This is a genomic window from Nocardioides conyzicola, assembly GCF_039543825.1.
Lineage (GTDB): Bacteria > Actinomycetota > Actinomycetes > Propionibacteriales > Nocardioidaceae > Nocardioides > Nocardioides conyzicola.
The window spans coordinates 2,876,973-2,901,307 of the sequence record NZ_BAABKM010000002.1 but is presented as its reverse complement, the minus strand read 5'-3'; the positions used below and the strand labels follow the sequence as shown (position 1 = coordinate 2,901,307).

General features: G+C 72.0%; 20 protein-coding genes. 10 read left to right on the top strand and 10 right to left on the bottom strand.

Going from position 1 to position 24,335, the window contains the following annotated elements; genetic code table 11:
- The first annotated feature begins 16 nt into the window (after positions 1 to 16).
- Complete coding sequence (locus ABEA34_RS17140) at positions 17 to 664, top strand: sortase domain-containing protein (RefSeq protein WP_345522614.1); 648 nt, start codon at positions 17 to 19, stop codon at positions 662 to 664.
- A gap of 10 nt (positions 665 to 674) precedes the next feature.
- Here ABEA34_RS17140 and ABEA34_RS17135 read toward each other — a convergent pair whose 3' ends face one another.
- Positions 675 to 1,379: a DUF1275 family protein gene (locus ABEA34_RS17135; RefSeq protein WP_425576880.1), complete on the bottom strand. Its 705-nt coding sequence runs from the start codon at positions 1,377 to 1,379 to the stop codon at positions 675 to 677.
- Positions 1,380 to 1,405: 26 nt separating this feature from the next.
- Entirely contained in the window at positions 1,406 to 2,353 is a 948-nt protein-coding gene (locus ABEA34_RS17130; protein WP_345522612.1) for an NADP-dependent oxidoreductase, read from the bottom strand.
- Between the two features lie 119 nt (positions 2,354 to 2,472).
- On the opposite strand from ABEA34_RS17130, the gene ABEA34_RS17125 reads away from it, so the two are divergent.
- Entirely contained in the window at positions 2,473 to 3,000 is a 528-nt protein-coding gene (locus ABEA34_RS17125) for a MarR family winged helix-turn-helix transcriptional regulator (RefSeq protein WP_345522611.1), read from the top strand.
- Positions 3,001 to 3,024: 24 nt separating this feature from the next.
- Here ABEA34_RS17125 and ABEA34_RS17120 read toward each other — a convergent pair whose 3' ends face one another.
- Positions 3,025 to 3,573 carry a TetR family transcriptional regulator gene (locus ABEA34_RS17120; RefSeq protein ID WP_345522610.1) on the bottom strand — a complete coding sequence of 183 codons (549 nt, stop codon included), beginning with the start codon at positions 3,571 to 3,573 and terminating at the stop codon, positions 3,025 to 3,027.
- A 74-nt stretch (positions 3,574 to 3,647) separates the two neighbouring features.
- Between ABEA34_RS17120 and ABEA34_RS17115 the strand changes: the two genes are divergently transcribed.
- Positions 3,648 to 3,971 carry a DMT family transporter gene (locus ABEA34_RS17115; protein ID WP_345522609.1) on the top strand — a complete coding sequence of 108 codons (324 nt, stop codon included), beginning with the start codon at positions 3,648 to 3,650 and terminating at the stop codon, positions 3,969 to 3,971.
- A 13-nt stretch (positions 3,972 to 3,984) separates the two neighbouring features.
- On the opposite strand, the gene ABEA34_RS17110 is transcribed toward ABEA34_RS17115, so the two are convergent.
- Positions 3,985 to 5,646 (bottom strand): FAD-binding dehydrogenase, encoded by a 1,662-nt coding sequence (locus tag ABEA34_RS17110; protein ID WP_345522608.1) that lies wholly within the window; start codon positions 5,644 to 5,646, stop codon positions 3,985 to 3,987.
- A gap of 143 nt (positions 5,647 to 5,789) precedes the next feature.
- Between ABEA34_RS17110 and ABEA34_RS17105 the strand changes: the two genes are divergently transcribed.
- Positions 5,790 to 7,028 (top strand): MFS transporter, encoded by a 1,239-nt coding sequence (locus ABEA34_RS17105; RefSeq protein WP_345522607.1) that lies wholly within the window; start codon positions 5,790 to 5,792, stop codon positions 7,026 to 7,028.
- 84 nt (positions 7,029 to 7,112) lie between these two features.
- Positions 7,113 to 9,299 (top strand): hybrid sensor histidine kinase/response regulator, encoded by a 2,187-nt coding sequence (locus ABEA34_RS17100; RefSeq protein ID WP_345522606.1) that lies wholly within the window; start codon positions 7,113 to 7,115, stop codon positions 9,297 to 9,299.
- Here ABEA34_RS17100 and ABEA34_RS17095 read toward each other — a convergent pair.
- On the bottom strand, positions 9,276 to 10,250 hold the full coding sequence (locus ABEA34_RS17095) for an alpha/beta hydrolase (protein ID WP_345522605.1): 975 nt from the start codon (positions 10,248 to 10,250) through the stop codon (positions 9,276 to 9,278). The two genes, ABEA34_RS17100 and ABEA34_RS17095, sit on opposite strands and share 24 nt — an antisense overlap.
- An 84-nt stretch (positions 10,251 to 10,334) precedes the next feature.
- On the opposite strand from ABEA34_RS17095, the gene ABEA34_RS17090 reads away from it, so the two are divergent.
- From ABEA34_RS17090 to ABEA34_RS17080, 3 genes are read left to right on the top strand one after another with little or no spacing between them, the layout of a single operon-like run.
- On the top strand, positions 10,335 to 12,860 hold the full coding sequence (locus tag ABEA34_RS17090) for a hybrid sensor histidine kinase/response regulator (protein ID WP_345522604.1): 2,526 nt from the start codon (positions 10,335 to 10,337) through the stop codon (positions 12,858 to 12,860).
- A gap of 48 nt (positions 12,861 to 12,908) precedes the next feature.
- Positions 12,909 to 13,862 carry an acyl-ACP desaturase gene (locus ABEA34_RS17085; protein ID WP_345522603.1) on the top strand — a complete coding sequence of 318 codons (954 nt, stop codon included), beginning with the start codon at positions 12,909 to 12,911 and terminating at the stop codon, positions 13,860 to 13,862.
- Complete coding sequence (locus ABEA34_RS17080) at positions 13,859 to 14,596, top strand: LLM class flavin-dependent oxidoreductase (RefSeq protein ID WP_345522602.1); 738 nt, start codon at positions 13,859 to 13,861, stop codon at positions 14,594 to 14,596. Before ABEA34_RS17085 ends, ABEA34_RS17080 begins: the two co-directional genes overlap by 4 nt.
- On the opposite strand, the gene ABEA34_RS17075 is transcribed toward ABEA34_RS17080, so the two are convergent.
- Complete coding sequence (locus ABEA34_RS17075; protein ID WP_345522601.1) at positions 14,577 to 16,553, bottom strand: PKD domain-containing protein; 1,977 nt, start codon at positions 16,551 to 16,553, stop codon at positions 14,577 to 14,579. The genes ABEA34_RS17080 and ABEA34_RS17075 overlap by 20 nt on opposite strands.
- Positions 16,554 to 16,760: 207 nt before the next feature.
- Between ABEA34_RS17075 and icmF the strand changes: the two genes are divergently transcribed.
- On the top strand, positions 16,761 to 19,901 hold the full coding sequence (gene icmF / locus ABEA34_RS17070) for a fused isobutyryl-CoA mutase/GTPase IcmF (protein WP_345522600.1): 3,141 nt from the start codon (positions 16,761 to 16,763) through the stop codon (positions 19,899 to 19,901).
- Positions 19,898 to 20,602, top strand: a complete 705-nt coding sequence (locus ABEA34_RS17065; RefSeq protein WP_345522599.1) for a helical backbone metal receptor — start codon at positions 19,898 to 19,900, stop codon at positions 20,600 to 20,602. The genes icmF and ABEA34_RS17065 overlap by 4 nt, the downstream gene beginning before the upstream one ends.
- A 188-nt stretch (positions 20,603 to 20,790) precedes the next feature.
- On the opposite strand, the gene ABEA34_RS17060 is transcribed toward ABEA34_RS17065, so the two are convergent.
- The 4 genes from ABEA34_RS17060 to ABEA34_RS17045 form a co-directional block, all read right to left on the bottom strand.
- A complete protein-coding gene (locus ABEA34_RS17060; protein WP_345522598.1) occupies positions 20,791 to 21,156 on the bottom strand; it encodes a hypothetical protein in 366 nt (121 codons plus the stop codon).
- A gap of 14 nt (positions 21,157 to 21,170) precedes the next feature.
- Positions 21,171 to 22,649, bottom strand: coding sequence for an MFS transporter (locus tag ABEA34_RS17055; RefSeq protein ID WP_345522597.1), 1,479 nt, complete (start codon positions 22,647 to 22,649; stop codon positions 21,171 to 21,173).
- Complete coding sequence (locus ABEA34_RS17050; RefSeq protein ID WP_345522596.1) at positions 22,646 to 23,290, bottom strand: TetR/AcrR family transcriptional regulator; 645 nt, start codon at positions 23,288 to 23,290, stop codon at positions 22,646 to 22,648. Before ABEA34_RS17050 ends, ABEA34_RS17055 begins: the two co-directional genes overlap by 4 nt.
- Before the next feature lie 220 nt (positions 23,291 to 23,510).
- The gene (locus ABEA34_RS17045; RefSeq protein ID WP_345522595.1) at positions 23,511 to 24,164 is read right to left on the bottom strand and encodes a helix-turn-helix transcriptional regulator; all 654 of its coding nucleotides are present in this window, start codon (positions 24,162 to 24,164) and stop codon (positions 23,511 to 23,513) included.
- Positions 24,165 to 24,335: the final 171 nt, after the last annotated feature.

Here is a 24,335-nt window from a genome sequence, read left to right as displayed (position 1 = left end):
TGGGTACGAGCCCCGTATGCACCTGACTCCCCACCGGATCGCGATCGGGGTGGTGGCCGCGGTCGCCAGCGTCCTGGTCGGTACGCCGAGCGTCGCCCAGGCCGCACCGCACGAGACCCGGGAGCCGCACTACAGCAGCGGCAAGCCCTACAACGCGCGGCTCACGATCCCGAAGCTCCCCCGGATCCACCGCCTGCTCGTCGTCGCCTACCGCGGCAAGACCGACGACGGGCCGGGGACGAAAATCCAGAACCGGGGCATCGCGGCCAGCTCCCACGGACCCGAGGGTGGCACCGGTCCGGGCGGGCTCGGCAACTACCAGGTCGCCGCGCACCGGACGTCGCACGGCGGGATCTTCCACAACACCCCGTCGCTGCGCAAGGGGGACCGGGTGCTGGTCGACATGGGCAAGTGGCGCTACGTCTACCGCATCGTCGGGACCCGGTGGGTCTCCTTCCGGTCGGCGAAGTCGCTGCGGGCCCAGCGGGCGGCGGTGCCGGGCAAGCCCGGCAAGAAGCCGCACCACGCCTACATCACCATCTCCACCTGCGCGACCCCGGAGGACCACGCCCGCGGCAACTACTGGACGGACCGGTACGGCAACCCCGAGCACCGGATCGACAAGATCGGCCGGCTCGTGAAGCGGGTCCCCCGACCGGCCTGACCCGACCGGATCAGCCGACGCGGACGTGGGCCTGCGCGTGCAGGGAGCCGACCACGGTGGCCACCAGCACGATCACGCCCGCGAGCACCAGGCCCGCTCCGGTGTGCCAGCGCAGCAGGGCCGCACCGACGGCGGCTCCGGCGAGGATCAGCACCACGGCGAGGGCGCGGCGCCCGCTGCCGCTGCCCTTGCCGCCGCCGAGCGCCGAGTCGGCGGCCAGACCGGTGATCGTGGACGTCACGACCACGGTGGTGACGTCCTTGACCGCGATGAACCGCGCCGTCGCCGCCTGGGCCCCCATCGCCCCACCGAGCAGCGTGGTCACGATCAGCGCGAGCCAACGCTCCGGGTCCTCGCCCGCCACCATGAGCGTGACCGCCAGCGCGAGCATCAGCACGCCGACACCGGCGAAGAGGCCGGTGGTCAGGTGCGTCCAGGCGCCGCCGGCCCGGCGCAGCAGCCGGCCGCCGAGCGCGGCACCGGCCATGAAGCCGAGCAGCGCCAGGACCGGGCCGACGATCGGCAGGCCGGCCGCGCCGGCGAGCGCCATGCCGAGGATCACCACGTTGCCGGTCATGTTGCCGGTGAAGACCTTGTCGAGGCCGAGGTAGCCGACGGCGTCCACGATCCCCGTGGTGAAGGTCAGCACGAGCATCAGCCACAGGTGCATGCGCTCGAGGGGTACGGCGGCGAGGCGGTCGGTCACGGCCGCCATTGTGGCCGCTCAGTGTTGCGGTGGGGTCACCGGTCCAGCGTCGGCAGGACGATGACCTTGCCGCCGAGCGTGCCGTCCGCGGCACGGGTGTGGACGGACGCCAGGTCCGTCATCGGGACGCGCTCGGCGATGTCGACCGTGAGCTCACCCCGGTCGACCCGGGCGGCCAGCTCGGCGAGCTGGGTGGCGTCGCTGCGGACGTACAGGTCGATGCCGCGCACGCCGCGGCTCTCGTCGGACGGGGCCGGCATCCAGACCGTGGTGTTGACGATGACCCCGCCGTCGCGGACGACGCCGGCGAGCGCACTGAGCTGGTCGGGACTGACCGGGGCCAGGTTGAGCAGCGCGTCGACCGGCTCGCGGACCGAGGTGCTCACGTCCCCGGAGGTGTGGTCGACGACCTCGTCCGCCCCCTGCTTCTCGACCTGCCCGCGGGTGCGGGGACTCGCGGTGGCGATGACGTGCGCGCCCGCCGCCTTGGCCAGCTGGACGGCATAGCCACCCACGGCGCCGCTGGCACCGTTGACGAGGATCCGCTGCCCCGCCTGGAGGTCGCCGTGCTCGAAGAGCGCCTGCCAGGCGGTGAGCCCGACCACGGGCAGGGCGGCCGCGTCGGCGAGCGGGATGGAGGTCGGGGCGGCGGCGAGGCCGTCGGCTGCCGCCACGACGTACTCGGCCGTGGCACCGTCGTCACCGAAGGGCAGGAACCCGATGACGCGGTCGCCCACTGCCAGCGTCTCGACGCCCTCGCCGAGCGCGTCGACGGTGCCGGCCACGTCGAGGCCGGGGACGTGCGGCAGCGCCATGGGCATCGGGCCCTGCATGCGCCCGGCCCGGATGTTGCCGTCGACGCCGTTGAACGACGTGGCGGCGACGCGCACCCGCACCTGGCCCGTCCCGGGCTGCGGCAGGTCGACCTCGTCGAGGCGCAGCACCTCCGGGTCGCCGTACTCGTGGAATCGGATCGCCTTCATGGTCTGCTCCTTCAGTGGGTTCCAGATGCTTCGAATCCGAAGCACATGTCCGACGGTACTCGTGCTTTGAATTCGAAGCAAGTGTTTCGAATGTGAACATTCGACCGTAGGGTGCAGGCGTGACCTTCGCCGAGCCGTACGACGACCTCCCCCTCGACGAGTCCCAGCTGCGCGCCTACTTCGGGCTGATGGACGTGGCGGGCCTGCTGCGGCACCACGTCGAGCAGCAGCTGCGCGAGGCCGCCGACCTGACCTACGTGCAGTTCAAGGTGCTGGCCCGCCTCGGGCTGGACTCCCCCACCGGCAGCCTGCGCATGACCGAGCTCGCCGACGAGGTCGTCTACAGCCGCAGCGGGCTGACCTACCAGGCGGGCCAGATGGAGAAGGCGGGCTGGGTCGAGCGCAGCCCGTCGCCCGACGACGACCGGGGCGTCACGCTGACGATCACCGCCGCCGGCCGGACCCGGCTGACCGAGGCCCTGCCCGGACACGTCGAGGTGCTGCGCGACCTGCTCTTCGCCACCCTCTCGGACGACGACGTCACGGCCCTCACCGCGCTGCTGGAGCCGGTGCTCGAGCGGATGCGCGCCCGGCCGCCGCGGTCGACCACGTCCCGGCGACGCCGAGCGGCCACGCCGGACGCCTGAGCAGTCCACCGCCTGCCGGTCGCGTCAGTCCGCCAGCCGCTGGGCGGCCACGGCCAGGTCGTCGACGCCCCGCGCCAGCTCGTCGGGGCGGTCGGTGGCGAGGTCGAGGTGGAAGCCGTAGAGCGCCGAGTCGACCAGCGTGACGATCCGGCCCGCCCTCCGACGCGGGGCACCGCTGCGCACGAGGTAGTCGCCGAGCGCGGCGGCCCAGCGCGCGTTGCTGGCGCGCGCCTCGCTGAGGTAGGGCTCGCTGCCGAACAGCCCGGTGGCGGCCGCCTGCACGTAGAGGTCCATGCACCCGTTGAGCGGTGCGGTCCCGTACGCCGCCCAGAGGGCGTTCACCGCGGCCCTGACCGACCTGGCAGCGGGGAGCGCGTCGACGGCGACGACGCTGCGGTCCCCCGCGCAGGCGACGACCGCCGACACCAGCCCGTCACGGCTGCCGAAGTGGTAGATGAGCATCCGGTCGCTGGTGCCGATCGCCGCTGCGAGCGGGCGCAGGGTCAGCCCGATGAGCCCGTGCTCGAGGACGTGGTCGGTGACCTGGTCCAGCAGCTCGTCGCGACGGTTCACCCGACCAGCGTAGCGAGTGCTACATTTGATCTCGAAACGTAGCGACTGCTACGTCGTCTCGAAAGGTTCAGATCGTGCTCACCGCAGTGCTCCTCGGCCTCGCCATCGTCGTCGAGGTCGTCGCCACCGCCCTGCTCCCGCGGACCGACGGCTTCACGTCGCCCGGCTGGACGGTGCTCGTCGTCGCCGGCTACGCGGGGTCGATCTGGCTGCTCACGGTGATCGTGCGGACCCTGCCGGTGTCGGTGACCTACGCGATCTGGGCCGGAGCCGGCACGGCGCTCGTGGCCGTCGTCGGGCTGGTCTTCCTCGGCGAGTCCTTCACCTGGGTCAAGGCGGCCTCCCTGGCTCTGATCGTCGCCGGCGTCGTCGGCCTCAACCTGACCGGCGCGCACTGAGCGACGGACCGGCTCAGACCGCCCGGGCGGCCGCGCGGCCCGCCGTACGCCCCGAGAAGAGACAGCCACCGAGGAAGGTGCCCTCGAGGGCGTTGTAGCCCATCATCCCGCCGCCGCCGAAGCCGTTGACCTCACCCGCGGCGTACAGCCCGGGCAACGGGGTGCCGTCGGACGTCAGGCAGCGGCCGTCGAGGTCGGTCTCCAGGCCGCCGAGCGTCTTGCGGGTCAGGATGTTGAGGCGTACGGCGATGAGGGGGCCGGCCTTCGGGTCGAGCAGCTTGTGCGGGGTGGCGACCCGGATCAGCTTGTCGCCGCGGTAGGTACGGGCGCCGCGGATCGCGGTGACCTGCGCGTCCTTGGTGAAGGTGTTGTCGATCTCGCGGTCGCGCGCCTCGATCAGCTCGCGCAGCTCGGCCTCGACGATCATCGCCCTGTCGCCGACCTGGTTCATGCCGCGCACCAGGTCTCCGAGGTTGTCCGCCACGACGAAGTCGTCGCCGTGCTGCTTGAACGCCTCGATCGGCCCCGGCGCTCCCTTCTTCACCCGGCTGAGCAGGAGCTTGATGTCCTTGCCGGTGAGGTCGGGGTTCTGCTCGGAGCCCGAGAGGGCGAACTCCTTCTCGATGATCTTCTGCGTCAGCACGAACCACGAGTAGTCGTGGCCCGTCGACCGCAGGTGGGTCAGCGTGCCGAGGGTGTCGAAGCCCGGGAAGTACGGCGCGGGCAGGCGCTTGCCGGTCGCGTCCAGCCACAGGGACGACGGGCCGGGCAGGATCCGGATGCCGTGGTTGGCCCAGATCGGGTCCCAGTTGCGGATGCCCTCGACGTAGTGCCACATCCGGTCCGGGTTGATGACCCGGGCGCCGGCCGCCTCGGTGATGCCGAGCATCCGCCCGTCGACGTGGGCCGGGACGCCGGCCACCATCGTCTTCGGGGGCGAGCCGAGCCGCTTGGGCCAGGTCTTGCGGACCAGGTCGTGGTTGCCGCCGATGCCGCCGCTCGTGACGATCACGGCCTGCGCACGGAGCTCGAACTCGCCGACGGCGACCCGGCTGCTGGCCTTGCCGCGCTCGATCGCGGAGGGCTCCAGCAGGGTGCCGCGGACGCCGACCACGGCGCCGTCCTCGATCAGCAGGTCGTCCACCTGGTGCCGGAAGCCGAAGCGCAGGCGCCCGGTCGCCGCGTGCTCACGCACCCGCCGCTCGAACGGGTCGACCACGCCGGGGCCGGTGCCCCAGGTGATGTGGAAGCGCGGGACCGAGTTGCCGTGGCCGTCGGCACGGCCGTCGCCGCGCTCGGCCCAGCCGACGATCGGGAAGGTCCGGTGGCCCATCTCGCGCAGCCACGCGCGCTTCTCGCCGGACGCGAAGTCGACGTACGCCTCGGCCCAGCGGCGCGGCCAACGGTCCTCCTCGCGGTCGAACTGGGCGCTGCCCAGCCAGTCCTGCATCGCGAGGTCGCGGGAGTCCTTGATGCCCATCCGGCGCTGCTCGGGGCTGTCCACGAAGAACAGCCCGCCCAGGCTCCAGAAGGCCTGGCCGCCGAGGGACTGCTCCGGCTCCTGGTCCAGCAGGAGGACGCTCTTGCCGGCGTCCGCCACCTCGGCCGCGGCGGCAAGACCGGCCAGGCCGGCGCCCACCACGATGACGTCACTGGTCTCCGCACTCGTGCTCACGAGCGCGATCCTCGCATGTCGCGACCGCGAGAAGTGACGAAGGTTACCCATCGGTCACGACTTCCGGTCAGCGGAAGCGTCGCGTGTGAGCGGCGTCTCGTTCGGGACACCGTGTGGACACACCTCTCGGGAAAGGCTCCGCCATGTCCACCTCCACCAGGCCCGCCGCCACGGCCCGACGTACGCCGTCGGCCGGAGGCCTCTGGCCCGTCGCCCTCTGCTGGCTCGCCGTCGCGCTCGACGGCTTCGACCTCGTCGTGATGGGCGCCGTCATCCCGACGCTCAGCAAGTCGGGCGACCTCGGCTTCACCGACGCCTCCCTCACCACGGCGTCCACCATCGGCCTGGTCGGCGTCGGCATCGGCGCCGCCCTGATCGGTCCGGTCACGGACCGGGTCGGACGCCGTCGGACCCTGATCGCCTGCATCGCGTGGTTCTCCGTCTTCACGATCGCGGTCGCGTTCGCGCCCGACGTCAACACCTTCATCACGCTGCGGCTGCTCGCCGGCTTCGGCCTCGGCGCGTGCCTGCCGATCGCGCTGACCTTCATGTCGGAGTACGCGCCGTCCGGCAGCAACGGCAAGGCGGTCACCCGGGTGATGACGGGCTACCACGTCGGCGCCGTCGTCACCGCGCTCCTGGCGCTCTGGGTGATCGATGCGTGGGGCTGGGAGGCGATGTTCGTGATCGGCGGCGTCGCGGGCCTCGCCGTACTGCCCGTGATGTGGGCGAAGCTCCCCGAGTCCGAGACCTTCCTCGAGGCGCGCGAGAAGCCGTCGGCCACCTTCGCGGACGTCGTGCGCGGCGGCTACCTGCGGGTCAGCCTCGGCCTCTGGGTCGCGTCGTTCATGGGGCTCCTGCTCGTCTACGGCCTCAACACCTGGCTGCCGAAGATGATGGGCGAGGCCGGCTACTCCATCAAGGCCGGCACCACGCTCCTGCTGCTGCTCAACATCGGCGCGGTGATCGGCCTGCTGCTCGCCGGCACCATCTCCGACGCCCGCGGCAACAAGCCGACGGTGCTCCTGTGGTTCGGCCTGGCGGCGCTCTTCCTCGCCCTGCTGAGCATCAAGATGCACAACGAGCTGCTCGTGTACGCCGCGGTGCTGCTCACCGGCATCTTCGTCTTCAGCGCCCAGGTGCTGGTCTACGCGTTCGTCGGGCACCTCTACCCGCCCGAGATCCGGGGCACCGCCCTCGGCCTCGCCGCCGGCATCGGCCGCGTCGGCGCCATCGTCGGCCCGTCCATCACCGGTGCTCTCGTCACGGCCGGGATCGCCTACCCGTGGGGCTTCTACGTGTTCGCCGGCGCCGCCCTGCTGGCCGTCGCCGCCCTGGCCGTCGTCCCCGCCCACATGCGTCAGTCCTCGGCTGAGCAGTGAGGCGCGCCAGCGCCGAAGAGTTTGGGTGGTGCCGCTGAAGGGCACCTCGTCATGGGGGAAGTGCGCGGGGAGGGGGGGTGCGCTGTGGGAAGACTCCACCGCGTCGTGATCGTGCGCTGCCTGTGGGCGGTCGAGCTCCTCGTCACCGCGACCCACCTGGCCGGGCCCTCCGGGACGGCCGCCGACGCGACGTACCTCCTCGGCAACGTCATCCCGGTCATCCTGGCGTGGGCCGGCACCCTGAGCGCCGCCCCTCGTCGCCGGCTGGTGCCCGCGCTGCTCTCCGCGAGCCTCACCCTGGCCGTGATCGGCGACGCCGCCCTCGTCGTCCACTCCTGGATGACGGGCGACGACGGCGACCGAGCGGTCGCGGACGCGCCGTACCTGCTCGGCTACCTGTGCCTGGTCGGCACGCTGGTCGCGATGACCGTCGGCCGACGCGGCGACCGCCGCTACGCACCCGACGCGCTGCTCGACGTGGTCACGGTGACCGTGGTCAGCGTGCTGGTGGTCTGGACCTGCACGGTCGACCAGCTCGCCGCCGGCGACACCGACCGGGAGTTCGCCCGGCTCGCGTGGGTGGCCTACCCGGTCCTCGACGCGCTGCTGATCGGGCTCGCGGTGCGGGCCCTCGTGCACGCCCGGACCCGGCATGCCGTCGGCGTGCCCCTCGCGGTCGGCATCTGGTGCTGGCTGGCCGCCGACCTCGGCTACTACCTGCTCGCCATCGAGGGCACCTACTCGGCGCTCGTCGAGGCGGGCTGGATGCTCAGCGGGATGGTCCTCGCCACGGCCACCCTGCGCCCGCCGGTGCCGCCCGTCGCGGCGGCGCCGCTCGACCCGGAGCACCGACGGACCCTCGGCAAGCTGCTCATCGCGATCGTGCCGCTGCTGGTCCCGACCGCCCTGTGGTCGTTCGGGGCAGGCGTCGGCCTGCACATCAACCCGTCGACGATGCTCCTCGGCACGCTGGCGCTGGTCGCCCTCACCTTCGTGCGCACCGCGCGCCTGCTGCGGTCCGAGAGCGAGGCGCGCTCCGAGCTCGCCGCCGCCCGCGACGCCGCGCTCGACGCCTCCCGCGCGAAGTCGGAGTTCCTGGCGACGATGAGCCACGAGATCCGCACGCCGATGAACGGCGTGATCGGCCTGACCGGTCTGCTCCTGGCCTCCGACCTCGACCCGCGGCAGCGCACCTACGCCGAGGGCGTCAGGACGGCGGGGGACGCGTTGCTCACGGTCATCAACGACATCCTCGACTTCTCGAAGGTCGAGGCCGGCCACCTCGAGCTGGAGACCATCGACTTCGACCCGGTCCGGCTGGTCGACGAGGTCGCCATGCTGGTGGCCGAGTCGGCGGGCGCGCAGGACCTGGGGCTGGTCGTGACCTGCTCGCCGGCGCTGCCGCACCGGCTCCGCGGCGACCCGGCGCGGCTGCGGCAGGTGCTGCTCAACCTCGCCAGCAACGCGGTCAAGTTCACCGAGAGCGGCCAGGTCACCATCAGTGCGCGGCCGACGGCGCGCACGACCCTCTGGGACGGCACCGGTGTCCCCGCGGGCGACGCGGACACCATGACGGTCCGGTTCGAGGTCACCGACACGGGCATCGGCATCGACGCCGAGGACCGGGCGCGACTCTTCGAGCCGTTCTCGCAGGCGGACTCCTCCACCACGCGCCGGTACGGCGGCACCGGGCTGGGCCTCGCGATCTGCCGCCAGCTCGTGGGCGCCATGGGCGGGACCCTCGACGTGGACAGCGAGCTCGGCCGCGGCAGCAGCTTCTGGTTCGCGGTGCCGTTCGGCGTCGGCGCCGACGCACCCGCCGTCCCGACCCCGGCAGTCGCGCCCGTCGTACCCCCTCCGGCTGCTGAGCCGGTCCCCCTCCGCGGTCGCGTCCTGGTCGTCGAGGACGGGGAGATCAACCAGATCGTCGCCGAGGGCATCGTCCGCGCGTGCGGCTACGAGGTCGACCTGGCCGACGACGGCGCCGCCGCCCTGGCAGCCATGGCGGTCCGGGACTACGACGTGGTGTTCATGGACGTGCAGATGCCGGTCCTCGACGGGCTCGCCGCGACGCGCGAGATCCGGTCCCGGGAGACCGGCGGCAGGCGCACCCCGGTCGTCGCGATGACGGCGAGCGCGGTCGACGGCGACCGGGAGCGATGCCTGGCCGCCGGGATGGACGACTACGTGTCGAAGCCGATCTCGAGGGCGGCGGTGGCAGCCGCGCTCGAGCGGTGGGCGGCCGTCCTAGTAGAGGGCAGCCCGCTGTGAGGCCACGATCGCGTCCATCGCGGGTCGGGCGCTGACGCTGAAGTAGGGGAAGCTGACGAACCCGTGCGGCATCACGTGGAAGTCCTCCACGGTCACCTCGTTGCCGGCGTCGGCCAGCGCCTGCGCGTAGCGCACGCCGCTGTCGTGCAGCGGGTCGAGGCCGGCGACCACGATGACCGCCGGCGGCAGCCCGGAGAGGTCCGGCGCCAGGATCGGGGAGAGCCGGTAGTCGGTGAGGTCGTCCGCCTCGGTGACGTAGAAGTCCTGGAAGACCTCCATGTCCTCGTTGGACAGCACGATCCCGCGGTCGGTGTTGTCGAGGTACGACGCGTCCTCGGCCAGCGCCTCGGTCATGTCGGTGACCGGGTAGATCAGCGCCTGGTGCGCCACCGCTGGTCCGGAGTCGTCGCGGGCGATGATCGCGACGACGGCGGCCAGGTTGCCGCCGGCGCTGTCGCCCATCACGCCGATCCGGCCGGGGTCGCCGCCGAGGTCGGGTGCGTGCTCGGCCACCCACTGCAGGGCGTCGACGCAGTCGAGCAGACCGGCCGGGTAGCGGTGCGTCGGCGCCAGGCGGTAGTCGACGGACACCACGATCGCGTCCAGCTCCTTGGCCACGATGCTGCAGCTCCAGTCACACTGGCGGGCGCTGCCGAGCACGAAGCCGCCCCCGTGGAAGTTGAGCACCACCGGGCGCGCGGTGCGCGACCAGGCCTGCGGGGTGTAGATCCGCAGCGGGAGGTCGCCGTGCCGCGCCGCGAAGGTGGTCGAGCGTACGTCGACGCCCTTCTGCAGCTTCCCGAGGAAGAGCGAGGTGACCCCGCCGTCCGGGATCACGGCCGTCTGGGCCCGCTGCAGCTGCTCGTTGGTCATCCGGGCCACCGACATCGCCGGGTTCGCCTTCAGGAACGTGTCGAGTGCCCGGACGCCGGGACGCAGCTTGCTGCTCATGGCACCGATTCTAGGTACCGGTCGTAGGTACCCACCGATACCCGGCGGCCCGGATACGCTGCGCGCAGGGGAAGGGAGCCGCGGGTGCAGCTCGACCGGCGTACGCACGTGATCGTGACCCTCTGGTCGGTCACGGGGCTGCTGATCGCCCTGCACCTGGTCCAGCCCACCGGACCCTTCGGCGACACGACGTACCTGCTCGGGGTCTGGGCCGCGCCCGCCCTGGCATGGATCGGCACCCTCACCGCCCCCTCCGAGCGCCGCCTCGTCCCGGCACTCGTCGCGACCGGGCTCACCAGCTCCGCGGTCGGCGACCTGGTCTGGCTGCTGTACTCGTGGAGCGGCCGGGAGCCCGACGTCTCCCTGGCCGACCTCCCCTACTTCGCGAGCTACCTCGGGCTGGGCGCGGCCGTCCTGGTCGTCACCACCGTCCGCCGGGGCCGGACCACGCATCTCGACCCCGACGCGCTGATCGACGCGCTGACCGTGGTCGTCCTGATCCTGCTGCTCTTCTGGACGTTCTCCATCCACGACATCGTCGCCGACCCGACGCTGTCCACCCTGACCCGCGTCGTCCGGGCCGCGTACCCCGTCCTCGACGCGGTGCTGCTGGCGCTCGTGCTGCGGGCGCTGAGCGTACGGCGCGCTCGCGAGGCGATCGGGATCCGCTTCGCCGCCGGTGTCTCGTGCTGGCTGCTCTCCGACCTCGGCTACCTGGTCCTCACCGTGGCGGGCAACGTCTCGGCGGTCCTCGACGTCGGCTGGATGCTCGGCGGGATGCTGATGGCGTCCTCCACGCTGCGGCCGCAGGCACCCCCGGAGGCCGAGTCGCCCTCGGAGGTCCAGCGGCAGGCGCCGTACGGCAAGCTCGGCATCGCCATCGGACCCCTCCTGGTGCCGCCCCTGGTGCTGCTCGTCGACGAGGCGCGCGGCCGGGACGTCAAGCCCGTGGCGGTGCTCGTCGGCATGCTGGCGCTGATCTGCATCGCGTTCGTGCGGACGGCCCGGCTCCTCCGCTCCGAGAGCGCCGTCCGCATCGAGCTCGCGGCGGCCCGCGACGCCGCCCTCGAGGGGTCGCGGGTCAAGTCAGAGTTCCTGGCGACGATGAGCCACGAGATCCGCACCCCGATGAACGGCGTGATCGGCCTGACCGGTCTGCTGCTGTCCACCGAGCTCGACGCCCAGCAGCGGCGGTACGCCGAGGGCGTGCAGACGGCCGGTGGCGCCCTGCTGACCGTGCTGAACGACATCCTCGACTTCTCCAAGATCGATGCCGGTCACCTCGAGCTGGAGTCGATCGACTTCGACCCGGTCCGCGTCGTGGAGGACGTCGCCGACATCCTGGCCGACCCGGCGCAGCAGCAGGGCCTGGAGCTGTTGGCCTACTCCTCACCCGAGGTCCCGCTGGGTCTGCGCGGAGACCCGGCCCGGCTGCGGCAGGTGCTGCTCAACCTCGCCAGCAACGCCGTGAAGTTCACCGAGCACGGCGAGGTCGTCGTCCGGGTCCTCCTCGACCACCGGACCGACGACACCGCGGTCGTCCGCTTCGAGGTGTCCGACACCGGCATCGGCATCGACCCCGCCGACGCGGAGCGACTCTTCGAGCCGTTCTCGCAGGCGGACTCCTCGACGACCCGCCGCTACGGCGGCACCGGTCTGGGGCTGGCGATCTCCCGGCGTCTCGTCGCCGCGATGGGCGGGGCCCTCGGCGTGGAGAGCGCGCCCGGGCAGGGCAGCACCTTCTGGTTCGCCGTACCGCTCGGCGTGAGCGACGAGGTCGAGACCGCCCCGCGGCCGGACGTCGGCGGTCTCGGCGGCCTGCGCGCGCTCGTGGTCGACGACAACGAGACCAACCGGCTGATCCTGCACGACCAGCTGACGGCCTGGGGCCTGGCGGTCGACGTCGTCGACGGCGGGGTCGCGGCCCTGGACGCCGTCCACCGAGCGGCGGCCGCAGGTACGCCGTACCAGCTCGGCGTCCTCGACCTCTGCATGCCCGGCATGGACGGGCTGGAGCTCGCCCGGCGCATCACCGAGACCCCCGAGGCGGCCGACCTGGCGCTGGTGCTGCTGACGTCGGGACCGGACGTCGACCCGGCCGAGGCCGCCGCGGCCGGGATCGCGGCCCGGATGACCAAGCCGGTCCAGCTGTCCCGCCTGCGCGCCACGCTGGTCGGTGCGCTCGCCACCGCGGCGCCCGCGGAGGCGCCGTCGGACGACGTCGGCCCGGTCGCGCAGCGGGGTCGCGTCCTCGTGGTCGAGGACGGCGAGATCAACCAGCTGGTCGCCGCCGGGATCCTCGAGAGCCTGGGGTTCGTGGTCGACCTCGCCGACGACGGCGCCGCCGGGCTCGAGGCGGTCGCCGTCACGACGTACGACGCCGTGCTGATGGACGTCCAGATGCCCGGGATGGACGGACTGCAGGCGACCGGCCGGATCCGGGTCCTCGAGGGCGATCACCGGCACACCCCGGTGATCGCGATGACCGCCAGCGCAGTCGAGGGTGATCGCGAACGCTGCCTGGCCGCCGGCATGGACGACTACCTCTCCAAGCCGATCTCCCCCGCGGAGGTGCGCTCCGTCCTGGAGCGGTGGGTGCCGGCACGCTGACCGGGCGCTAGTCTCCGAGGACGGGGCCGAGCATCCGAGGGAGACCACGTGAACACACCGGAGCACCTGCTCGAGGAGCTCGAGCCCGTCGTGGCCGAGAACCTCGACCGCCACCTGGCGATCGCCCAGGAGTGGCATCCCCACGACTACGTCCCGTGGAGCCAGGGCCGCGACTTCGCGTTCCTCGGCGGCGAGGACTGGGCGCCCGAGCAGTCGCAGCTCTCGGAGACGGCGAAGGCCGCGATGTTCACCAACCTGCTGACCGAGGACAACCTGCCGTCGTACCACCGCGAGATCGCCACGCGCTTCGGCCGCGACGGCGCGTGGGGCACGTGGGTCGGACGCTGGACCGCGGAGGAGAACCGCCACGGCATCGCCATGCGCGACTACCTCGTCGTCACCCGCGGCGTCGACCCGGTCGAGCTCGAGCGGGCCCGGATGGACTACATGACCTCCGGCTACGACTCCGGCGACAAGACCGCGCTGGAGGCGGTCACCTATGTGTCGTTCCAGGAGCTCGCCACCCGGGTCTCGCACCGCAACACCGGCAAGGTGACCGGCGACCCGATCGCCGACCGGATGCTCGCCCGGATCTCCAAGGACGAGAACCTGCACATGGTCTTCTACCGCAACATCGTCGCCGCGGCGCTGGAGATCGCGCCGGACGCGACGATGCAGGCGATCGCCAAGGAGGTCATCGGCTTCGAGATGCCGGGCGCCACGATGGCGGGCTTCCGGCGCAGCTCGATGATGATCGCGAAGGCCGGCATCTACGACCTGCGGCTCCACCACGACGACGTGATCATGCCGGTGCTGCGGCACTGGAACGTCTTCGACCGCACCGATCTCGGCCCGGAGGGCGAGCAGGCGCGGACCGAGCTCGCCGCCTTCCTCGAGGCGCTCGACGCCCAGGCGACGAAGTTCGTCGACCGGCGGGCCGAGAACCGCGCCCGCACGGCCGCCCGCGACGACGGGGTCGTCCCGGACATCGTCGCGTCGTGACCGCGGTCGGCGTCGTCTTCCGACCGCAGTCACCGCCCGAGGAGCTCCGCTCGGTGGTGGAGTACGCCGAGCAGGCCGGCCTCGCCGAGCTCTGGCTGTGGGAGGACTGCTTCCTCGAGGGCGGCCTGACCGCCGCGGCACTGGCCCTCGCCTGGTCCACCCGGCTGCGGGTCGGCGTCGGCCTGCTGCCGGTGCCGCTGCGCAACCCGGCGCTGGCCGCGATGGAGATCGCGACCCTGGCGCGCGTCTTCCCGGACCGGCTGACGATGGTGCTCGGGCACGGCGTCCAGGACTGGATGGCGCAGGTCGGCGCCGCAGTGGAGTCCCCGATGACGCTGCTGCGCGAGCACACCGTCGCCGTACGCGCGCTCCTCGCCGGTGAGACGGTCGACGTCTCCGGCCGCTACGTCCACCTCGACCGGGTCGCGCTCGACTGGCCTCCCGCGACCCCGCCGACGCTGCTCATCGGCGCCCGCGGGCCGAGATCGGTGGCGCTGGCCGGCGAGGTCTCCGACGGCGTCCTGCTCGACTCGGTCGTCGACCCCGCCGTCGTACGCCGCGCGCGGGAGCTGGTCGGTCCGGACCGGCAGGTCGCGGTCTACACCGAGATCAGCGACCCCGCCGTCGTGTCGGACCGGGTGGCCGAGCTCGCGGACGCCGGGGCCGACACGGTCATCCTGCAAGCAACCGAGCACGACCCCGACCCCCGCCCGCTCATCGACGCGGTGACCTGACCACCTTCAGCACGACACGCGCAGGCTTGCTCGCACCGGTCGCGTTGGCAGCGACGACGGTCACGAGGTACCGACCGGGGCGGAGGGTGCGCTTCCCGATCCGGGCACTGATGGCGATGCTCGAGCTGCCCGCCCGCAGCGAGCGGGTGACGGTGGCGGTCGGCAGCCCGCGGCGCTTGCCGGCGACCGTGACCGTGACCGTCGCCGGTCCGCTGAGCTCGAGCTCGAGGCGGGTGCGACGCGGCGCCTTCACCCGAGCGCCGAGGGCGCGGATCCGGGTGCTGGTGAGCGTGGCCGACTCGATGCTCGGCGCGGTCGCCCCCGGGGTCGGCGTGGGCGTCGGGGTCGGCGTGGGCGTCGGGTCGATGACGACGACGGTGCCGGAGCGCGACGCGGTGTTGCCCGACCCGTCGGTCACCGTGACGCTCACCGGGTAGCTGCCGCCGGCCGCGTAGGCGTGGCTGGTCTCGGTGCCGGTGCCGGTCGCGCCGTCTCCGAAGTCCCAGCTGACGCCGGCGATGTCGGTCCACCGGTCGCTCGCCTCGACGGCGAAGGCGACCTCGGCGTCCGTGCCTGCGGCCTCGGGGATCGTCACCTGGCCGATGACGGGCGCCGTCCGGTCCAGGAACGCGGCCGCCACGCGGTAGCCGGACTCGAGGTGGGTCCACACCGCGTCGACGTCCCCGTCGCCGTCGACCGCGACGTAGGGACGGCTTGCGATCCCTCCCGTGGTGGCCGGCCGGGCTGTCGCCCAGGCGCCGTCGGCGCCGGCCGTGGCGACCTGGACGACCCACGGGCCGTCCGCGGTGCTTCGGATCCAGCTCGCGACGGCCCGGCCGCCGGGCTCGACGTCGAGGGCGATCCCCTCACTGCGACCGGTGATCGCCTGCTCGGCGGCGCCGATGCTGGCCGTGGGCGACCAGGCGCCCGTCGTACGGCGAGCCGACCGGATCGTCGTGGAACCGTCGGCCACCTCCGGCCAGGCCGCCGTGACCACGCCGTCGGCAGCGACGTCCACCGAGACGGTGCGGGCGTCGGCGTCCGCGTCGGAGAGGTCGACCGCTGCGGTCCAGGTCTGGGCGTCGGGCGCGAGCACGGCGGACTGGATCCGTCCGATGTGGTGTTGCTCGTCGACCGCGGAGTACTGCACCCACGCGGCCGTCGCGAGCCCGGCTTGATCGACCACGACCGTGCTCTCGCTGGCGGTCTCCGCCTGGGGCACGGAGACGTCGAACGGGTCGCTCCACGCGCCACCACTGGGGAGCCGAGCGGACTGGACCTTGTAGATCCCGGGACCGGTGCCGGCGATCTTCTGCCAGACCGCCACCGCGTTGCCGGCGCCGTCGAAGGCCACCTCGGGATCGCTGGCGGCCGAGCCGTCGGCCGCCGAGACGGTCGTCGGGGCCGACCACTCCCCCTCGGGCGGGCGCACGGCGCTGGCGATCCGGTAGGTCGAACCGGTGCGCCAGACGACGAGGGCGGTGCCGTCGGTGGCGACGGCCACCCTCGGGTCACGTCCGTCGGCGGTCAGCCGGACCGGTGTCGACCAGGCGCCGTCCGCGGCGCGGTCGGCGTACCAGACCGACGGGTTGCCGACCGGGAACTCCGCCCACACGGCGGCGACACCGCCGTCGGGACGTACGGCGAGGGCCGCGCCCGACGCATGGACGGTCGGGTGGGACAGCTCGACCGGCGGCTCCCAGTCGCCGTCCGGCGCGTGCCGGGCGACCCGGGAGATGCCGTACGTGCCGTTGGAGCTGTACATGCCGGCGTACTGCGTCCCGTCCGCGGTGGTGACCAGGTCGGTGACGGCAGGCGTGCTCGGCGACGCGATGATCGTGACCGGCACGTCCGGCACGAGGGCTGCGGCGGGGTTCGGAGCCGTGCCGAGGGCGACGGCGAGGGCGACGGTGGCGACCACGGTGGTGGTCGACCGGCGTCGGAGGGTGGTGTTCACGAGGATGCTCCCGGGATCGATGTTCGGTTCGGGAGCACCTTGCGGCCCGGCACTTGGGGCGGACTGGGAGCCGGCTTGGGGGACGGACCACGTCCGTCGACACCGCGCCCTGGGCCGCCGACGTGACGGATTTAGTAGGACGTCCTAGTATCCAAGTAGTAGGACGTCCTACTAATCGCGCTCGTCGACCACCGGGAGACCCCGCCCATGCCCGATCTCCACGTCCCCACGCACCCGATCCGCCTGGTCACGGCGTCCAGCCTGTTCGACGGGCACGACGCCTCGATCAACATCATGCGGCGGATCTTCCAGAGCCAGGGGTGCGAGGTGATCCATCTCGGGCACAACCGCTCCGTCCAGGAGGTCGTGAGCGCGGCGCTCGAGGAGGACGCGCAGGGCGTGGCGGTGTCGTCCTACCAGGGCGGCCACATCGAGTACTTCGAGTACCTCGTCGAGTCGCTCCGCGCCCAGGGCGCCGGCCACGTCAAGGTGGTCGGCGGCGGTGGCGGGGTCATCGTCCACGACGAGATCGAGCGGCTGCGCGCGAGCGGCGTCACGATCTTCTCCCCCGAGGACGGCCAGCGGATGGGCCTCGTCGGGATGATCAACTCGGTCGTCGCCGACTGCGACTTCGACCTCTGGGACACCCGCCAGGTCACCGCCGAGCAGGTGATCAGCGGCGACCGCTTCGCGGTCGCCCGCGCCGTGACGGGCGCCGAGACCGGTCGGCTCCCCGACGACATGCTGGCCGCGCTCCGCTCGGCCGCCGCCGCGCACACCACCCCGGTCCTCGGCATCACCGGCACCGGCGGCTCGGGCAAGTCGTCGCTCACCGACGAGCTGGTCCGCCGCTTCCGCAACGACCAGCAGGACAAGCTGCGCATCGCCGTGATCGCGATCGACCCGACCCGGCGCAAGGGCGGCGGCGCGCTGCTGGGCGACCGGATCCGGATGAACTCCCTCGACGGCGACCGGGTCTTCTTCCGCTCCCTCGCCACCCGCGGCGCCCACGAGGTGCCCGACCACCTCGCCGACGTGATCGCGGTGGTGAAGTCGGCCGGGTTCGACCTGGTGGTCGTCGAGACGCCCGGCATCGGCCAGGGCGACGCCGGGATCCTGCCGTACGTCGACGCCTCGCTCTACGTCATGACGCCCGAGTTCGGCGCCGCCTCCCAGCTCGAGAAGATCGACATGCTCGACTTCGCCGACGTGGTCGCGATCAACAAGTTCGAGCGCCGCGGCGCCAAGGACGCACTGCGCGACGTCGGCCGCCAGCTGGTGCGCAACCGGGAGGCCTTCGGCAAGCAGCCCGCCGACATGCCGGTCTTCGGCACCTCGGCCGCGACGTTCAACGACGACGGCGTCACCGCGCTCTACCAGCACCTGCGCGACCTGCTCGCCGACCGGGGACTCGCCACGAGCGAGGGCGTCCTGACGCCGGTCGACGTACGCCACTCCTCCGGCATCCGCCAGGTCGTCCCCACCGACCGGGTCCGCTACCTGGCCGAGATCACCGAGACCGTCCGCGGCTACCACGCCGAGACCGAGCAGCTCGTCGACGCGGCCCGCCGGCTGCAGCGCCTCGAGGAGGTCTCCGCCGAGCTCGCCGACGACGAGCAGGGCGGGGTGCTCGCGAAGCTCGCCGAGGCGCGCGAGGCGCTGCCGGTGGAGACGAAGCAGCAGCTCGAGGAGTGGCCCTCCGTCGTCCAGGAGTACGCCGAGAAGCCGACCCGCGAGTCGCTCTCCGGCAACCAGATCCCCCGCGTCGTGCTGCCGTCGTACGTCGACCACGGCGAGCTGGTGAAGTACTGGCGGCGCGAGAACGTCCCCGGCCGCTTCCCCTTCACCGCCGGCGTCTTCCCCTTCAAGCGCGAGAACGAGGACCCCGCCCGGATGTTCGCCGGCGAGGGCGACCCGGCGCGCACCAATCGACGCTTCAAGGTGCTGTCCGAGGGCCAGCCGGCGACCCGCCTCTCCACGGCGTTCGACTCGGTGACGCTCTACGGCCGCGACCCCGACGAGCGCCCCGACATCTACGGCAAGGTCGGCACCTCCGGCGTCAGCGTCGCCACCCTGGACGACATGAAGGAGCTGTACGACGGCTTCGACCTGCTGTCGCCGACCACCAGCGTGAGCATGACCATCAACGGGCCGGCCCCGACCGTGCTGGCGTTCTTCCTCAACACCGCGATGGACCAGGCCCGCGAGCGTGGCCTCGACCCCGAGGTGGCGCTGCGGACCGTGCGCGGCACCGTCCAGGCCGACATCCTCAAGGAGGACCAGGGCCAGAACACCTGCCTCTTCTCCACCGAGTTCTCGCTGCGGATGATGGCCGACATCCAGGAGTGGTTCATCCAGCAGCAGGTGCGCAACTTCTACTCGGTGAGCATCTCCGGCTACCACATCGCCGAGGCCGGGGCCAACCCGATCAGCCAGCTCGCGTTCACCCTGGCCAACGGGTTCACGTACGTCGAGGCCTACCTCGCGCGCGGCATGGACATCGACGACTTCGCGCCCAACCTGTCGTTCTTCTTCTCCAACGGCATGGACCCGGAGTACTCCGTCATCGGCCGCGTCGCCCGTCGCATCTGGGCCGTGGCCATGAAGGAGAAGTACGGCGCCAACGAGCGCTCGCAGAAGCTGAAGTACCACGTGCAGACGAGCGGCCGCTCCCTGCACGCGCAGGAGATGGACTTCAACGACATCCGCACCACCCTGCAGGCGCTGATCGCGATCTACGACAACGCCAACTCGCTGCACACCAACGCCTACGACGAGGCCGTCACGACGCCCGGCGAGGAGTCGGTGCGCCGCGCGCTCGCGGTCCAGATGATCATCAACCGCGAGTGGGGCCTGGCGATGAACGAGAACCCGCTCCAGGGCTCCTACATCATCGACGAGCTCACCGACCTGGTCGAGAAGGCCGTGCTGGCCGAGTTCGACGCGATCAACGAGCGCGGGGGCGTCCTCGGCGCCATGGAGACCGGCTACCAGCGCGGCCGGATCCAGGACGAGTCGATGCTCTACGAGCACCGCAAGCACGACGGCTCGCTGCCGATCATCGGCGTCAACACGTTCCGCAAGCCCGACTCCGGCGACGGCACGCCCGACCACGTCGAGCTGGCCCGCGCGACCGAGACCGAGAAGCAGTCGCAGCTCGACCGGGTGCACGCCTTCCAGGCGACGCACACCGACGAGGCGACCGCCGCCATCGCGCGCCTCAAGGAGGCGGCCGTCTCCGGCGAGAACGTCTTCGCCGTCCTCATGGACGCCGCCCGGGTCTGCTCGCTCGGCCAGGTCACCGAGGCGTTCTTCGAGGTGGGTGGCCAGTACCGTCGCAACGTATGAGCGCCGATCGCGTCGTCAGCCTCGTCCCCTCGATCACCGAGGCCCTGGCGTCAGCCCGGTCGGAGGCGCTCGTCGGTGCGACCGACTGGTGCACGCACCCCGCTGACCTGCACGTCACGCGGGTCCGCGGGACGAAGAACCCCGACCTGGCCGCCATCCGCGCCCTCTCCCCCGACGTGGTCGTCGCCAACAAGGAGGAGAACCGCGAGCTCGACGTACGCCGTCTGCGTGACGCCGGCGTCCGGGTCTGGGTCTGCGAGATCGAGACCGTCCCGCAGGCGGTCGCGGCGTACGACGAGCTCTTCGGCGACGTCCTCGGCTGGCCGCGCCCGGACTGGCTCGCCGAGGCCCGCGGCCTGTGGTGCCGTTCGCTGCCGCCGGTCGAGCGCCGGGTGGCGATCCCGATCTGGCGCGACCCGTGGATGGTCGTCGGCGGCTGCACGTTCACCGGCGACCTGGCCCGCCGGCTCGGCTGGGACAACGTCTTCGCGACCCACGAGGGCCGCTACCCGCAGGTCGACGTGGCCGAGGTCGACGGCGCGGGAGCCGACGCCGTCCTGCTGCCCGACGAGCCCTACGTGTTCACCTCGGACGACGGCCCGGAGGCGTTCGCCCGGACGCCGACGGAGCTCGTCAGCGGCCGGCTGCTGACCTGGTACGGGCCATCACTGGTCGACGCCCACGCGAGCGTCGCGCGCTGACCGGCCGGTGTGGTCCAATCCACGTTTCGCTCGGCAACGAACAGGACACATACTCACGGATTCTCGGACGAAGTCCCCAGATGGAAGTTGGACCATGGATTCCTCCCCGATCTTCGACGCTGTCGCGCACGACCTGGAGCTGGACCCGGAACTCCTGCTGTCCTCAGCGGGAACGGACGCGTCGACGGTCAGCGACTCCGATACTCAGCCAGCGCTCGATCCATCACGCCTCGAGGGAGCCTGACGCTCCCCCGCCCCGGCTCGATGACCGCCAGCCGTTCCTCGATCTGGTCGAGGTGGGCCTGCAGGTCCCGGACCCCGCCGGACCACATGCTCGACCCCTCGTCCGTCAGCTCGAAGGTCCAGCCCTCGTAGACGCGCACGAGATCCGAGCCGGTGAGCTTGCCGAGCGCGCTCTCGACCTCGTCCTCGAGCAGGACCGCGTGGTTGATCCAGTCGGCCGCGCCGATGACCTCCACCAGCGAGCACGGGCGGTCGTAGACCGCGATCGCCGCGAACACCCAGGCGTCGGCGAACTCCCAGTCGCTCGTCACGGGGCCGACGACACCTAGTCCGCGAGGGCGGGCGCCGCAGCAGGGGCCGGCGGCGCCGCCGGCGCCACCTTGTTGACGCGGATCAGTGCCAACGAGGCGACGAGCGCCAGCACCGCCGCCACGATGGCCGCCTGGAAGGCGTGGTGCTGACCGGCCACGAAGATGTCGGCCTGTCCCGCGGCGGTGCCGGCCGCGGCTCCGAGATCGGCGGCGCGGTCGGCCGCGGCGTGCGCGAAGACCGTGCCGAAGGCGGCCAGGCCGATCGCCCCGCCGATCTGCTGGCCGGTGTTGAGCAGGGCCGACGCCAGGCCAGTCTCGTGCGGCGCGACACCGTTGACGGCGGTCATGGTCAGCGGCACGAAGGCGCAGCCCATGCCGAGGCCGAGGAGCAGGATCGAGCCGAGGAAGGGCCAGTAGCTGCTGCTCGCGTCGAGCTGCGTGAAGCTGTACATCGCGGCGATCGCGAGGATCGGGCCGACGGTCAGGAACGGACGGATGCCGACCACCGGGACCAGCCGTCGTACCACCACGATGGACATGAACATGATCGTCGCCGGCATGGGCAGGAAGCCGACTCCGGTGTGGAACGGGCTCCAGCCGTGCACGTTCTGCTGGTACTGGGCCAGGAAGTAGAACGTCGTGAAGAGCGCCCCGGCCAGGAACAGCATGATCAGGTAGGCGCCGGTGCGGTTGCGGTCGGCGAAGATCCGGAACGGCATCAGGGGGTGGCTCGAGACGTGCTCGATGATCACGAACGCGACGAGCAGGGCCGCGGCGAGGACGAGGGTGACGACGGTGGTCGTGGAACCCCAGCCGTCGGTGGAGGCCTTGGTCAGGCCGTAGACCAGCGTCGACATGCCGGCCGTGACCGTGAGGGCGCCCGGCAGGTCGAGCTTGGTGCCCGACCCCTGCGACTCGTTGAGCACGCGCGGGGTGAGGAGGAGCACGATCACCCCGATCGGGGCGTTGATGAAGAGGGCCCAGCGCCAGCTGGCGTAGTCGGTCAGGACGCCGCCCAGCAGCAGGCCGAGCGCGCCGCCCGACGCCGCCATGGCCGCGAACACCCCGAAGGCACGGGCGCGTGCGGCCGGCTCCGTGAACGTGGTGGCCAGCAGTGCGAGCGCGGTGGGTGCCGCGATCGCGCCACCGGCGCCCTGAGCGGCACGGGCGAGGATCAGCATCGTCTCGCTGGTGGCGAACCCGCCGACCAGCGAGGCGCCCGCGAAGATCGCGATGCCGATCATGAACATCCGCCGCCGACCGAAGAGGTCTCCGGTACGTCCGCCGAAGAGCAGGAGCCCGCCGAAGGCCAGCGAGTAGGCGGTGACGACCCAGGTCAGGTTGTCGAGCGAGAAGTCGAGGTCGGCGCGGATGCTCGGCAGCGCGACGTTCACCACGGTGGCGTCGAGCACCACCATGAGCTGCGCGACGCAGATCACGGCCAGGGCGAGTCCGCCGTTGCGGGTCGCGTTCGAGGGCGGTGCATCGGTCATGGGGTGGTCTCCGTGTCGGTCGTCGAGACAGGTCGTGGGGGTCGGCCGAGCACCGGGAGCAGCACGCTGCCCACGACCTGCTCGGCGTACGCGCGCCCGGCCGGCTGGCCGGTCATGAGCACGCGCTGCAGCATCAGCGACGGGACGAGGCTCGCGGCCATCGCCACGTCGACGTCGGGGCCGAGCTCGTCGCGCCGCCGTGCGCGTTCGAGGATCGCGGTGATGCGCGCGATGCGAGGCTCGGTGAAGCGGGTCCGGAAGGCCTCGAGCAGGTCGGGCTCGCGAGGCAGGGCGGAGCAGACGCTGACCATCACCTGGAGCAGCAGCTGGGAGCTCGGGCTGCAGGAGGCGGCGACCAGCAGCTCGATGTCGCCGTCGAGCGAGCCGGTGTCGATGGAGTCGATGGCGGGCTTGAGCGTCGCCATCGCGTCGATGACCAGCTCGGCCTTGCTGCTCCACCGGCGGTAGACCGTGGCCTTGCCGACACCGGCTGCGGCGGCCACGCCCTCCATCGAGAGCCGGTCGTATCCGTCGCGCACGAGGATGTCGATCGCGGCCTGGATGATCGCGCCGTCGCGGCTCGGGTCCCGCGGACGACCCCGTCGGGGCTCCTCCGCCAGGTCGGCTCCGGTCGTCGTCACGCGGGGAACCTACCACGAAACGGAACGGGTCCGTATCGAATTGGTTACCACCAACGCATCGTGACCCGCCTCCCTGGACGGGCGACGGGTCACGACCAGCTCGAGCTCGAGCCACCCGGCCAGATGGAGTGAGACATCACCCAAGTCGCGCGTGGTGACTGTGGGGTGCCCGAACGGTCAGGTGTTCATGTGTCGAGCGGGTCCGCCGGGCGTGGCGGCGCTACTTCTCGCGATCATCAGCGGGACGGCCGCCCGGTCCCGGGTCGATGCCGTTCTGGATCGCCCAGCTGACGGCTTGGGCGCGCGTCGCGACGCCGATCTTCTGGTAGGCCGTCCGGATGTAGGTCTTGACCGAGTTGATGGACAGGTACTGCCGCGCAGCGATCTCCTTGTTGCTGAGCCCTTGCGCGATGAACTCCAGCGTCTGCGCCTCTCGACCCGACAAGGACACGCTGTTGCCGTTGCGGAGCGCGGCCGCTGCGCTGACACCGGAGCCGACAGTGGGGTCCTCGCCCGGGTCGCCCACGACCCATCCCGTGACCGCGGAGTCGACCGCGGCGAGGAGCTCCTCGTTGTCCACGCCCAGGGAGAAGTAGCCCTGCGCGCCGCGCTGCAGCGCCCGGCCGGCCAGGTCGGGGCGCAGGTCGCGCGAGATCACCAGGACGTGGGCCTTGGTGTGGTCGACCAGGTAGTCGAAGTCGTCGGCGTCCCCGTGGAGCAACCCGATGGCGTCGTACAGCACGACGTCGGGCTCGACCGGGACGTCCGCGTCAGCCTGGGCTCCCGCGCGAGGTGCCGGGACCAGCTCGACCCGGTCGCGGTGCTGCGAGAGCAAGCCGACGACACCAGCCTCGACGATCGGCTGAGGACTCACCACGCTCACGCGTACGGGGTCATGACTTCCCATGTCGCGATCATCACCAGTGCGCCCGCGCCCGTCCAAAATCCTCACCTGATGGGGTGAAGCCCGGCTGCCGGTGGAGCAACGGCGTTGGTCAGACGTTGAAGCGGAACACCGTGCTCACCGTCGACCGCCAACGCAAGG